The organism is Streptomyces sp. NBC_01089 (genome assembly GCF_045162975.1).
GTDB lineage: Bacteria > Actinomycetota > Actinomycetes > Streptomycetales > Streptomycetaceae > Streptomyces.
This window is the reverse complement of record NZ_CP108660.1, coordinates 2,539,140-2,551,837: the sequence shown is the minus strand read 5'-3', so window position 1 is coordinate 2,551,837 and position 12,698 is coordinate 2,539,140. Positions and strand designations below refer to the sequence as shown.

9 protein-coding genes, 1 tRNA gene and 1 pseudogene are annotated in these 12,698 nt (G+C 70.5%); 10 read left to right on the top strand and 1 reads right to left on the bottom strand.

Features of this window, described 5'->3' with window-relative positions; translation table 11 throughout:
• Nucleotides 1–45 precede the first annotated feature (45 nt).
• Nucleotides 46–117, bottom strand: a tRNA-Arg gene (locus OG510_RS11160).
• Nucleotides 118–173: 56 nt separating this feature from the next.
• Between OG510_RS11160 and OG510_RS11155 the strand changes: the two are divergent.
• The 10 genes and pseudogenes from OG510_RS11155 to prfA all read left to right on the top strand — a co-directional run bounded on the left by OG510_RS11155 (nt 174) and on the right by prfA (nt 12,692).
• A pseudogene (locus tag OG510_RS11155) lies at nt 174–732 on the top strand (response regulator).
• A gap of 55 nt (nt 733–787) precedes the next feature.
• A complete protein-coding gene (locus tag OG510_RS11150; protein ID WP_406136633.1) occupies nt 788–1,795 on the top strand; it encodes a DALR anticodon-binding domain-containing protein in 1,008 nt (335 codons plus the stop codon).
• 12 nt (nt 1,796–1,807) lie between these two features.
• Nucleotides 1,808–3,199: a diaminopimelate decarboxylase gene (lysA, locus tag OG510_RS11145; protein WP_406136632.1), complete on the top strand. Its 1,392-nt coding sequence runs from the start codon at nt 1,808–1,810 to the stop codon at nt 3,197–3,199.
• 94 nt (nt 3,200–3,293) lie between these two features.
• Entirely contained in the window at nt 3,294–4,649 is a 1,356-nt protein-coding gene (locus tag OG510_RS11140; RefSeq protein ID WP_406136631.1) for a homoserine dehydrogenase, read from the top strand.
• Between the two features lie 6 nt (nt 4,650–4,655).
• A complete protein-coding gene (gene thrC, locus OG510_RS11135) occupies nt 4,656–5,729 on the top strand; it encodes a threonine synthase (RefSeq protein WP_164264302.1) in 1,074 nt (357 codons plus the stop codon).
• A 438-nt stretch (nt 5,730–6,167) separates the two neighbouring features.
• Nucleotides 6,168–7,085, top strand: a complete 918-nt coding sequence (gene thrB, locus OG510_RS11130) for a homoserine kinase (RefSeq protein ID WP_406136630.1) — start codon at nt 6,168–6,170, stop codon at nt 7,083–7,085.
• Nucleotides 7,086–7,435: 350 nt separating this feature from the next.
• The gene (rho, locus tag OG510_RS11125) at nt 7,436–9,553 is read left to right on the top strand and encodes a transcription termination factor Rho (RefSeq protein WP_406136629.1); all 2,118 of its coding nucleotides are present in this window, start codon (nt 7,436–7,438) and stop codon (nt 9,551–9,553) included.
• A gap of 419 nt (nt 9,554–9,972) precedes the next feature.
• Entirely contained in the window at nt 9,973–11,076 is a 1,104-nt protein-coding gene (locus OG510_RS11120) for an LCP family protein (protein WP_406136628.1), read from the top strand.
• Between the two features lie 202 nt (nt 11,077–11,278).
• Nucleotides 11,279–11,506, top strand: a complete 228-nt coding sequence (gene rpmE / locus OG510_RS11115) for a 50S ribosomal protein L31 (protein WP_164264305.1) — start codon at nt 11,279–11,281, stop codon at nt 11,504–11,506.
• Nucleotides 11,507–11,612: 106 nt separating this feature from the next.
• Entirely contained in the window at nt 11,613–12,692 is a 1,080-nt protein-coding gene (gene prfA / locus OG510_RS11110) for a peptide chain release factor 1 (protein ID WP_164264326.1), read from the top strand.
• Nucleotides 12,693–12,698 lie beyond the last annotated feature (6 nt).

The following is a 12,698-nucleotide window of genomic DNA, read 5'->3' as shown; positions in this document are numbered from 1 at the left end:
GGCTCTGGCCAGCATTTCTGCTGGCCAGAGCCTTTGTTCCGGAAGTGCCCCCGGCAGGATTCGAACCTGCGCACCCGGCTCCGGAGGCCGATGCTCTATCCCCTGAGCTACGGGGGCGTATCGCTGCGGTAAGCGGCGACGGGTAGAACCCTACCAGCTCAGCGGGGGTGGCCATGAACAGGTTTCCGCGGTGGGCGGGCGCTCGGAGTCCGCACGGGGTGGAAGTGGGCAAAACCCGGACGCGGCGGTGGCCGCGGTTCTACGCTCGTGGGTGTGTCAGGCACGTACGGCAGGGTGCTCGTTGTCGACGACAACAAGGTCATCCGGCAGTTGATCAGGGTCAATCTCGAACTGGAGGGCTTCGAGGTCGTGACCGCGGCCGACGGTGCCGAATGTCTGGAAGTCGTCCACCGCGTCGCCCCCGATGTGATCACCCTCGACGTCGTGATGCCGCGGCTCGACGGACTGCGCACCGCCGCCCGGCTCCGTGCCGACCCGCTGACCAGCCGGCTGCCGCTCGCGATCATCAGCGCCTGCTCGCACCAGGAGGTGGAGAGCGGGCTCGCCTCCGGCGTCGACGCCTTTCTGGCCAAGCCCTTCGAGCCGGCCGAGCTGATCCGGCTCGTGGCGCGGCTGATGCGCCGCGAGCAGTCGCCCTCCGGCGGGCCGGGCCGGAGCACCCCCGGCGGTGGCAGCAGGCCCGCCGGGTGGGCCGGGAGCACCCTCGGCTGACCGGATGGCGAAACCGGTTCGCGAAGTGGCCCCCCTTCTCCCATACGCTGGTCCTGTGACTCCCGCAGAGCTCTCCCGTACCGTCGCGCGCGCCGTGCGCCGCGCGGTCGACGAGGGTGCCCTGTCCGTGCCCGTCCCCGAGCGGGTCAGGGTCGAGCGGCCCAGGCCCGGCGGGCGCGGCGACTACGCGACCAGCGCGGCGCTCCAGCTGGCAGGCCCCGCGGGGATGGCGCCCCGGGCGGTCGCCGAGGCCCTGCGGCAGCGGATCGCCGGTACGCGGGGTATCGAACGGGTCGAGATCACCGGGCCCGGGTTTCTGAACTTCACGCTGGTGCCGGACGGCTCGGGCACCGTCGTACGCACCGTGCTCGCGCAGGGCCTCAGGTACGGGACGGCGAGCGGCGGCACGGAGCCGGCCGGCAGCCCTGGCCCAGGCTCAGGCCCCAATCCCGGCCCGAATGCCGGCCCCGGCCCCGCGCAGGCCCCCGCTCCCACCGACTGTCCCGGCCGCGACGCCGCCCGCTGGGGTGCCCTCTTCGGCGGCGGGGGCGACGAACTGCTGGTGCGGCGTGAGAGCAATCCGCTGTTCCGGGTGCAGTACGCAAACGCCCGCAGCCGCGCCCTGCTCCGTAACGCCCGGGATCTCGGCTTCCGTGCCGCCCGAGGTGACGAGTACGACGCGTCCTGCGAGCGGGACCGCGAGGCCGCCGCGCTGGTCGCCGCCCTCGCCGACTACCCGGCGGCCGTCGAAGCCGCTGCCGGGCGCGGCCCCCGCCCCGGTGGGGCCGCCCCCCGCGTCTCCGCGCCCCAGGCCCCCACCCCGCATGACTCCACCCCGTATGACCCCACCCCCACCGCGTCCTTCGGTGCCGGTCACCGGATCGCGCGGCAGCTCGTCGTGGTCGCCGATGCCTTTCTGGCGTTCCATGTCGCGGTGCTCCCTGTCGGGGACGAGAAACCCTCGGCCGCCCACCGCTCCCGGCTCGCCCTCACCGAGGCCGCCGGGACGGTGCTGGCAGGCGGCCTGTCCCTGCTCGGTATCAGCGCACCCGAACACATCTGAAAGAGCGAAGAGATGAGCCGTTCCGCACACCCCGCCGGGCCCCGGCACGCCGATGTCTACACCGAGGGCCACTACTCCGCCCCCGCCGACGACCTCAACTCCCTGGACGAGAAGGTCTGGTCGCGTACGGTCGACCGGAACGCGGACGGCGTCGTCACCGTCGGCGGCATCGAAGTGACCCAGCTGGCCGAGGAGTTCGGCACCCCCGCCTACTTCCTCGACGAGGCCGACTTCCGGGCCAGGTGCCGGGCCTGGGCGGACGCCTTCGGGCCGGACGCGGACGTGTTCTACGCGGGCAAGGCGTTCCTCTCGCGCGCCGTCGTGAAGTGGCTCCAGGAGGAGGGGCTCAACCTCGACGTCTGCTCCGGCGGCGAGCTGGCCACCGCGCTCGCCGCGGGCATGCCCGCCGAGCGCATCGCCTTCCACGGCAACAACAAGTCCGCCGACGAGATCGAGCGGGCCGTCGAGGCCGGTGTCGGCCGTATCGTGCTCGACTCGTTCCAGGAGATCGTCCGGGTCGCCCACATCGCGCAGAGCCGCGGAGTGCGCCAGCGGGTCCAGATCCGGGTGACCGTCGGCGTCGAGGCGCACACCCACGAGTTCATCGCCACCGCGCACGAGGACCAGAAGTTCGGGATCGCCCTCGCCGAAGGACAGGCTGCCGAGGCCGTCCGCAGGGCGCTCAAGCTCGACGGGCTCGAACTCATCGGTATCCACTCGCACATCGGCTCGCAGATCTTCGACATGGCGGGCTTCGAGGTGTCCGCCCGCCGCGTCGTGCAGCTCCTCGCCGAGGTACGCGACGAACACGGCGTGGAGCTCCCCGAGATCGACCTCGGCGGCGGCCTCGGCATCGCGTACACCTCCGAGGACGACCCCCGCGAGCCGCAGGAGATCGCCAAGGCGCTCGGCGAGATCGTCACCCGCGAGTGCGAGGCGGCCGGTCTCGCCACCCCGCGCATCTCCGTCGAGCCGGGGCGCGCCATCGTCGGCCCCACGGCCTTCACGCTGTACCAGGTCGGGACCGTCAAGCCGCTCGAAGGGCTGCGTACCTACGTCAGCGTCGACGGCGGGATGTCCGACAACATCCGGACCGCCCTGTACGACGCCGAGTACAGCGTGGCCCTCGTCTCCCGCACCTCCACCGCCGAGCCGATGCTCTCCCGGGTGGTCGGCAAGCACTGTGAGAGTGGCGACATCGTGGTCAAGGACGCGTTCCTGCCCGCGGACCTCGCGCCGGGCGATCTGCTCGCCGTCCCGGCCACCGGCGCCTACTGCCGCGCCATGGCGAGCAACTACAACCACGCGCTGCGCCCGCCCGTCGTCGCCGTCAGGGACGGCGAGGCCCGGGTGATCGTCCGGCGTGAGACGGAGGAAGATCTTCTGCGTCTCGATGTCGGCTAGTGAAATAGTCATCTCAGAATCCGGACGGGGGACAGAAACCCCCGTCCGGTGAGTGAGACTGGTCCAACCGTAGAAGTATGAGAAGCGAGGTCGGATGATGCGTACGCGTCCGCTGAAGGTGGCGCTGCTGGGCTGTGGAGTCGTCGGCTCAGAGGTGGCGCGCATCATGACGACGCACGCCGACGACCTCGCGGCCCGGATCGGTGCCCCCGTCGAGCTCGCCGGCGTGGCCGTCCGCCGCCCCTCCAAGGTCCGTGAGGGCATCGACCCCGCACTCATCACCACGGACGCGACCGCCCTGGTCAAACGCGGCGACATCGACGTCGTGATCGAGGTCATCGGCGGTATCGAGCCCGCCCGCGGACTCATCGCCGCCGCCTTCGAGCACGGCGCGAGCGTCGTCTCCGCCAACAAGGCGCTGCTCGCCAAGGACAGCACCGCGCTGCACGCGCTCGCCGCCGAGCACGGCAGGGACCTCTACTACGAGGCCGCCGTCGCCGGCGCCATCCCGCTCGTCCGCCCGCTGCGCGAATCGCTCGCGGGCGACAAGGTGAACCGGGTCCTGGGCATCGTCAACGGCACCACCAACTTCATCCTCGACAAGATGGACAGCACCGGCGCCGGCTACTCGGAGGCGCTGGACGAGGCCACCGCGCTCGGTTACGCCGAGGCCGACCCCACGGCCGACGTCGAGGGGTTCGACGCCGCGGCCAAGGCCGCGATCCTCGCCGGAATCGCCTTCCACACCCGGGTACGCCTCGACGACGTCCACCGCGAGGGCCTCACCGAGGTCACCGCGGCCGACATCGCCTCCGCCAAGCGCATGGGCTGCACCGTCAAGCTCCTCGCCATCTGCGAGCGCGCCGCCGACGGCAAGTCCGTCACCGCCCGCGTCCACCCCGCGATGATCCCGCTCAGCCACCCGCTGGCCTCGGTGCGCGAGGCGTACAACGCGGTGTTCATCGAGGCCGAGGCCGCCGGACAGCTGATGTTCTACGGCCCCGGCGCCGGCGGCTCACCCACCGCCTCCGCGGTCCTCGGCGACCTGGTCGCGGTCTGCCGCAACAGGCTCAACGAGGCCACCGGGCCCGGCGAGTCCGCGTACACGATGCTGCCCGTGAGCCCCATGGGCGATGTCGTCACGCGCTACCACATCAGCCTCGACGTGGCCGACAAACCTGGCGTTCTCGCCCAGGTGGCCACGGTCTTCGCCGAGCAGGGCGTATCGATCGACACGGTACGCCAGCAGGCCAGAAATCCAGGCAGCGGTGACGAAGTCACCACCGAGCAGGGTGGCGCCGGGCGACGGGCGGGCGGAGGCGGCGAGGCATCCCTCGTCGTCGTCACCCACCGCGCGCCCGACGCGGCCCTCTCCGGGACCGTCGAGGCGCTGCGCAAGCTCGACACCGTGCTCGGTGTCGCCAGCATCATGCGTGTTGAAGGGGAGTAAGGACCCATGACCACCAAGGGCACCCACCAGTGGCGCGGCATCATCGAGGAGTACCGGGACCGCCTCCCGGTCACGAGCACGACACCGGTCGTGACACTCCGTGAGGGCGGTACGCCGCTCGTCCCCGCGCAGGTCCTTTCCGAGCGCACCGGCTGCGAGGTGCACCTCAAGGTCGAGGGCGCCAACCCCACGGGGTCCTTCAAGGACCGGGGCATGACCATGGCGATCACCCACGCCAAGGAGCAGGGTGCGCAGGCCGTCATCTGCGCCTCGACCGGCAACACCTCCGCGTCGGCCGCCGCCTATGCCGTACGGGCCGGGATGGTCTGCGCCGTCCTGGTGCCGCAGGGCAAGATCGCCCTCGGCAAGATGGGGCAGGCGCTGGTGCACGGCGCGAAGATCCTCCAGGTGGACGGCAACTTCGACGACTGCCTGACGCTGGCCCGCTCGCTGTCGGACAACTACCCGGTGGCGCTGGTCAATTCGGTCAATCCCTCCCGTATCGAGGGCCAGAAGACCGGCGCGTTCGAGATCGTCGACGCGCTCGGCGACGCCCCCGACATCCATGTGCTGCCCGTCGGCAACGCCGGTAACATCACGGCGTACTGGAAGGGTTACAAGGAGTACGCGGCGGACGGCCCGGCCTCCCGTACCCCCCGGATGTGGGGTTTCCAGGCATCGGGCTCCGCCCCCATCGTGCGCGGTGAGATCGTCAAGGACCCGTCCACCATCGCCACGGCGATCCGGATCGGGAACCCGGCCTCCTGGCAGTACGCGCTCGACGCGCGCGAGGAGTCGGGCGGCTTCATCGACGAGGTCACCGACCGTCAGATCCTCGCCGCCTACCGGCTGTTGGCCTCGCAGGAAGGCGTCTTCGTGGAGCCCGCTTCGGCCGCTTCGGTCGCCGGTCTGCTGAAGGCTGCGGACGAGGGCAAGGTCGACCCGGGCCAGACGATCGTCTGCACGGTCACCGGGAACGGCCTCAAGGACCCGGACTGGGCGGTCGCGGGAGCCCCGCAGCCGGTCACCGTGCCGGTCGACGCCGTGGTGGCCGCCGAGCGGCTGGGCCTCGTCCCGTAGCTCCAGGCCCGTGGCTTCAGTTCCGTAGCTTCCGCCCGCCCGGGGTGCCGTCCTCACGGACCTGATCCCCGGGCCGACCGGGCCGCGCCCCTGGTGTGCCCCGCCCGTGCCCCGGTCCGCCGCGTCACCCGCGGGGCGGACCGTCCGGCGGTCAGGTCCGACCTGGAGCGCATGGGTAGCGTGCGACACGCATCGTGCGCCTCCTGTGCGCCCTATGTCGCGACAGAACCTTCCTTCGATAAGCTGTAGGCAACCCACCCCGCCGCATGTGCCGCGGTGTTGCTGCTGTGATGGCCCGCAGGCCCCGTTCGGCCTGTCGGGGTTGTCCGGTCCAGGGGATCCGGGGGAGTGTTCTCCCGGACAGCACAGCCGAATTCCCCGTAACAATCCCGCGGTCGAAACCAGACTCGCAGTCTCACAAGGAGAGTCGTCAGAGCGATGGCCGGTCCCGCGTTCCGTGCCGCCGCCGTCCGGGTGCGCACCCCTGCCACCAGCGCCAACCTCGGACCGGGCTTCGACGCCCTCGGTCTGTCGCTGGGGCTGTACGACGACGTGGTCGTCCGGGTCGCCGACACCGGGCTGCACGTCGACATCGCAGGTGAGGGCGGTGAGACCCTCCCGCGCGACGAGAGCCATCTCCTCGTGAGGTCGCTGCGCACCGCCTTCGACCTGCTCGGCGGACAGCCGCGCGGCCTGGAGGTCGTCTGCGCCAACCGCATCCCGCACGGCCGCGGCCTCGGTTCCTCGTCCGCCGCCATCTGCGCCGGCATCGTCGCCGCCCGTGCCGTGACCATAGGCGGCGCCGAGAAACTCGACGACGAGGCCCTGCTCGAACTCGCCACCGAGATCGAGGGGCACCCCGACAACGTCGCCGCCTGTCTGCTCGGCGGCTTCACCCTGGCCTGGACCGACGGCGGAGCGGCCCGCGCCATCAGGATGGATCCGGCGGAATCCATCGTTCCGGTGGTCTTCGTCCCCGGCCGGCCGGTGCTCACCGAGACCGCCCGCGGCCTTCTTCCCCGGTCCGTCCCCCATGTGGACGCGGCCGCCAACGCGGGCCGCGCGGCCCTGCTCGTGGAGGCGCTGACCAGGCGCCCCGAGCTGCTGCTCGCGGCCACCGAGGACCGACTGCACCAGGAATACCGTGCTCCGGCGATGCCCGAGAGCGTGGCCCTGGTCAACCGGCTGCGGGCGGACGGCGTCCCCGCGGTCATCTCCGGCGCGGGCCCCACAGTGCTCGCGCTGGTCGAGAACGGTGCGGCCGACAAGGTCGCACGGCTGGCCGGCGAAGGGTGGGCGGCCAACCGGCTGCCGCTCGACGCCTCCGGTACGAGCGTCCTGCCACTGGGTACGTAGGGGCGCGTCCGGTTGCCGGTGAACGAGAGGGGGAATATTTGTTGGACCCGGTAGTGTTAACCTCAAGTCTGCACTCGACGCCTTTGCGGCGCGGTGCTCAGTGTCCCCATCAGGGACCGCCTTTTCTTCCGGGAGCCTCCCAAACTGCCTGACAGCCTGCCTGAGCAGTTTCGAGCACGCTCCGGAACCGGCCTCTGCCGGACCCTAAAGCACGTCTTGCCCTCCGCCGTACCCCGGCGGACCACCGCCCCGGCGTCGGTCGCGATCAGTCAAGATCAGAACCGCAGTCGGACAGCACAACCGGTCGCCGAGCCAGACAGGCCGACGCCCGCTCCAGGGAAGGACCCTTCGTGAGCGACACCACCGATCTGATGGGCGTGACTGCCGACAACTCTGTCGAGGCCGCGCCCGCCGCCGGTGCTGCCACCGGCAGCACCGCACGGCGCCGCCGCTCCGGCACCGGCCTCGACGGCATGGTCCTGGCCGAGCTGCAGCAGGTCGCGTCCGGCCTCGGCATCAAGGGCACTGCGCGGATGCGCAAGAGCCAGTTGATCGAGGTCATCAAGGAGGCGCAGGCCGGTTCGTCCGCGCCGAAGAGCGCCAAGACCGACGCAGGCGGCTCCGACGCGGCCGAGACCAAGCCGAAGCGCCGCGCCACCTCCAAGTCCCGTACGGGCGACGAGGCCGCAGCGGCCGAGAAGTCCGCCGCCCAGCAGCAGATCGACATCCCGGGCCAGCCCGCCAGCGACGAACAGCCCGCGGGTGAGCGGCGCCGTCGCCGTGCCACCGCGCAGGCCGGCAGCCCCGAGCCCGCGTCGTCCGCAGCCGGCACCAAGGCCGTCAAGGCCGAGGCCAAGGCAGAGACGCAGTCCGTGGCCACCGGTGTGAAGACCGAGGCGCCGGCCGATGCCAAGGACGCGAAGGACTCCAGGGAATCGAAGGACTCCAGGGACGCCAAGGCCGACGCGGGCACCGACACCGCCGAGGGCCGTCGCGGCGACCGTGGGGACCGCGGCCAGCGCGGTGACCGCCGTGAGCGCGGCGACCGCCAGGACCGCGGTGACCGCCAGGACCGTGGCGACCGCGGTGACCGTCAGGACCGCGGTGGCCGTGACCGCCGTGACCGCGGCGGCAAGGGCGACGACCAGCAGGGCGGCGGCCAGCGCACCCAGCGCCAGGGCAACCAGAACAACGGGCCCCGCGCCGACGAGAACGACGACGACTTCGAGGGCGGCCGCCGCGGCCGCCGCGGCCGCTACCGCGACCGCCGTGGCCGCCGCGGTGAGCGCCAGGAGTTCGGTGACGCTCCGCAGGTCGCCGACGACGACGTCCTGATCCCCGTCGCGGGCATCCTGGACATCCTCGACAACTACGCGTTCATCCGGACCTCCGGCTACCTGCCGGGCCCCAACGACGTGTACGTCTCGCTCGCCCAGGTCCGCAAGAACGGCCTGCGCAAGGGTGACCACGTCACCGGGGCCGTCCGCCAGCCCAAGGACGGCGAGCGCCGCGAGAAGTTCAACGCGCTCGTCCGCCTGGACTCGGCGAACGGCATGGCGGCCGAATCCGGCCGCGGGCGCCCCGAGTTCCAGAAGCTGACCCCGCTGTACCCGCAGGACCGGCTCCGCCTGGAGACCGACCCGGGTGTGCTGACGACCCGGATCATCGACCTGGTCGCGCCGATCGGCAAGGGCCAGCGCGGTCTGATCGTGGCCCCGCCGAAGACCGGCAAGACCATGATCATGCAGGCCATCGCCAACGCGATCACGGTCAACAACCCCGAGTGCCACCTGATGGTCGTCCTCGTCGACGAGCGTCCCGAAGAGGTCACCGACATGCAGCGGTCGGTGAAGGGCGAGGTCATCTCCTCGACCTTCGACCGCCCCGCCGAGGACCACACCACGGTCGCCGAGCTGGCCATCGAGCGCGCCAAGCGCCTCGTGGAGCTGGGTCACGACGTGGTCGTGCTGCTCGACTCGATCACCCGCCTCGGCCGTGCGTACAACCTGGCGGCCCCGGCCTCCGGGCGCATCCTCTCCGGTGGTGTCGACTCGACCGCCCTCTACCCGCCGAAGCGCTTCTTCGGTGCCGCGCGGAACATCGAGGACGGCGGCTCGCTGACCATCCTCGCCACCGCGCTGGTGGAGACCGGCTCGCGCATGGACGAGGTGATCTTCGAGGAGTTCAAGGGCACCGGCAACATGGAGCTCAAGCTCGACCGCAAGCTCGCCGACAAGCGCATCTTCCCCGCGGTGGACGTCGACCCGTCCGGTACGCGTAAGGAAGAGATCCTCCTCAACGCGGAGGAGCTCGCCATCGTCTGGAAGCTGCGCCGGGTGCTCCACGCGCTCGACTCGCAGCAGGCCATCGAGCTGCTGCTGGACAAGATGAAGAAGACCAAGTCGAACGCCGAGTTCCTGATGCAGATCGCCAAGACGACACCTGCGTCCGGCAACGGCAACGACTGACCTTCCGTCACGGAACGTCAACTGGCCCGCCCCGTCACGGAAGTGACGCGGCGGGCCAGTCGTGTGTCGCGGGCCGGCCGACGGGCCGGCCGTCCGCCGGCACCTTCACGCACTGCCTCCACACCCCGCTCACGTGCCGCGCACCCGGCCGCCGCTCCGCTTCCGGGGCCGCAGAGATCTTCGCCACAGCACACCCCGGGAACCGATCGCGGACAGCCCGCCGCACAGAGGGAAAAACCCCTGGTCGGGGCCGCTTTTACGGAGTACGGCCGGCTACCGTCCGTGACGCCGGGGCGGCTCCGGGGTCACAGCGCGTTGTGCAACGCTTTCGCGAGAAACGTCGTCTCACAGGGGACGACAGACCGCGCCTGAACTTCGGGGCAGGGGGTAGCGGGACCACCGAGAAAGCTGGAGGGGACATGGGCGAGCCGCAGAAGGGCAGCCGAATACGGGGCAGCGGCAAACGCCGCAGAAGGGCCACCACGCGCCGGAAGGCGCTGGTGATCACGGCATGGGTGGCCGCCGGAGTGGTCGTGCTCGGCGGCGGCGGCCTCGGCTTCCTCTACTTCAAGCTCGACGGAAACCTCAAGAGCGTCAACATCAACGCCCAGCTCGGCACCGACCGTCCGCACAACGTCGACAACGGCTCGATGGACATCCTGGTGCTCGGCTCCGACTCACGGGCCGGCGCCAACTCCAAGTACGGCAAGGACGAGGGCGGCGCACGCTCGGACACCGCGATGGTCGTCCACGTGTACAAGGGCCACAAGAAGGCCAGCGTGGTCTCGATACCGCGTGACACCCTCGTCGACCGCCCCGACTGCACCACGTCCAAGGGCGCGGACGCCCCCGGGGCCCAGCACGCCATGTTCAACACGGCGTACGAGAGCGGTGGCCCGGCCTGCGCGGTGAAGACCGTGGAGAAGATGTCCGGGATCCGGATGGACCACTATCTGGAGGTCGACTTCGCCGGTTTCCAGAAGCTCATCGACGACCTGGGCGGCGTTCCGGTCACCACCAGCAAGGCGATCAACGACGACAAGAGCCATCTGCATCTGAAGGCCGGCTCCCACACCCTCAACGGGCAGGACGCGCTCGGTCTCGTACGCACCAGGCACGGCGTCGGTGACGGAAGTGACCTCGGGCGAATACAGCTCCAGCAGGCATTCGTCAAGGCGCTTATCAGCCAGGTGAAGCACGTGGGTGTCTTCACCAGCCCCAAGAAGCTCTACAGCCTCGCCGACACCGCGACGAAGACCGTCACCACCGACTCCGACATCAACTCGGTGAAGAGCCTGGCCTCCTTCGCCGACAGCCTCAAGGGCATCGGCGCCGGCTCCACGAAGATGGTGACGATGCCGGTCGAGTACGACCCCACGGACCTCAACCGGGTCATCCCGCTGCAGGCCGAGTCCCAGCAGGTGTGGTCCGCGCTCAAGCAGGACAAGCCCATTCCGGCCTCCGCCACCAAGGGCTCCGCCGGTGACAAGGGCTCCGCCGGCAAGGTCGTGACGAGCTCATGACCGGCGGGCAGCGGCCCCGCACGGGGCGGCAGCGGCCCGTCACCGGGCGGCGGGCGGAATAGATCCCGTCCACCACCGGTTCACCGACTGTCCGAAATTTTGACGGGCGGGCCACTCCTGGCAGACTGGTCCGCTGGCCCCGGTTCACGTACGGACAATTCCGTCCGCACGACCCGGCGCCCTCCCGGAACTAGGAGACACCTTGAAGCGCGACATCCACCCCGAGTACCACGAGACCCAGGTCAGCTGCACCTGCGGTGCCTCGTTCACCACCTTCAGCACCCTCGCCGAAGGCACCATCCGTGCCGAGGTCTGCTCCGAGTGCCACCCGTTCTACACGGGCAAGCAGAAGATCCTCGACACCGGTGGCCGTGTGGCCCGCTTCGAGGCCCGCTTCGGCAAGAAGGCCGCGGACTCCGCCGCCAAGTAGCGAGCTACTGCGCCGGTCCCCGGACGCTCCTCACCGGAGCGCCCGGACCGGCGCTTTTGCCGTCCCGGAAGCTCCCTTCTTGACGTACGAAAGCAGGAAAACCCCGATGTTCGAGGCGGTCGAGGAACTGATCGGCGAGCACGCCACCCTCGAGGAACAGCTCGCCGACCCGTCGGTCCACGCCGACCAGGCCAACGCGCGCAGGCTCAACAAGCGCTACGCCGAGCTGACCCCGATCGTCTCCACGTACCGTTCCTGGAAGCAGACCGGCGAGGACATCGAGACGGCGCGTGAACTCTCCTACGACGACCCGGACTTCGCCGCCGAGGTCAAGGTGCTCGACAAGCAGCTCGAAGCGCTGACCGAGAAGCTCAGGCTGCTCCTGGTGCCGCGCGACCCCAGTGACGACAAGGACGTGCTCCTGGAGGTCAAGGCGGGCGCGGGCGGTGACGAGTCCGCGCTGTTCGCGGGCGACCTGCTGCGGATGTATCTGCGCTACGCCGAGCGCGTCGGCTGGAAGACCGAGATCATCGACGCCACCGAATCCGAACTGGGCGGCTACAAGGACGTCCAGGTCGCGGTGAAGACCAAGGGCGGCAACGGTGCGACCGAGCCGGGCCACGGCGTCTGGGCGCGGCTGAAGTACGAGGGCGGTGTGCACCGGGTGCAGCGCGTGCCCTCCACCGAGTCCCAGGGCCGCATCCACACCTCGGCCGCCGGTGTGCTCGTCACGCCCGAGGCCGAGGAGGTCGACGTCGAGATCCACTCCAACGACCTGCGGATCGACGTCTACCGTTCGTCGGGCCCCGGCGGCCAGTCGGTCAACACCACCGACTCCGCGGTCCGCATCACACACCTGCCGACCGGTGTCGTCGCCTCCTGCCAGAACGAGAAGAGCCAGCTCCAGAACAAGGAGCAGGCGATGCGCATCCTGCGTTCCCGGCTGCTCGCCGCCGCCCAGGAGGCCGCCGAGCAGGAAGCGTCCGACGTGCGCCGCAGCCAGGTGCGTACCGTCGACAGGTCCGAGAAGATCCGGACGTACAACTTCCCGGAAAACCGGATCTCCGACCACCGCGTCGGCTTCAAGGCGTACAACTTGGACCAGGTGCTCGACGGCGACCTGGACGCAGTGATCCAGGCGTGTGTGGACGCGGACTCCGCGGCCAAGCTCGCCGCCGCCCAGTAGTAGCCG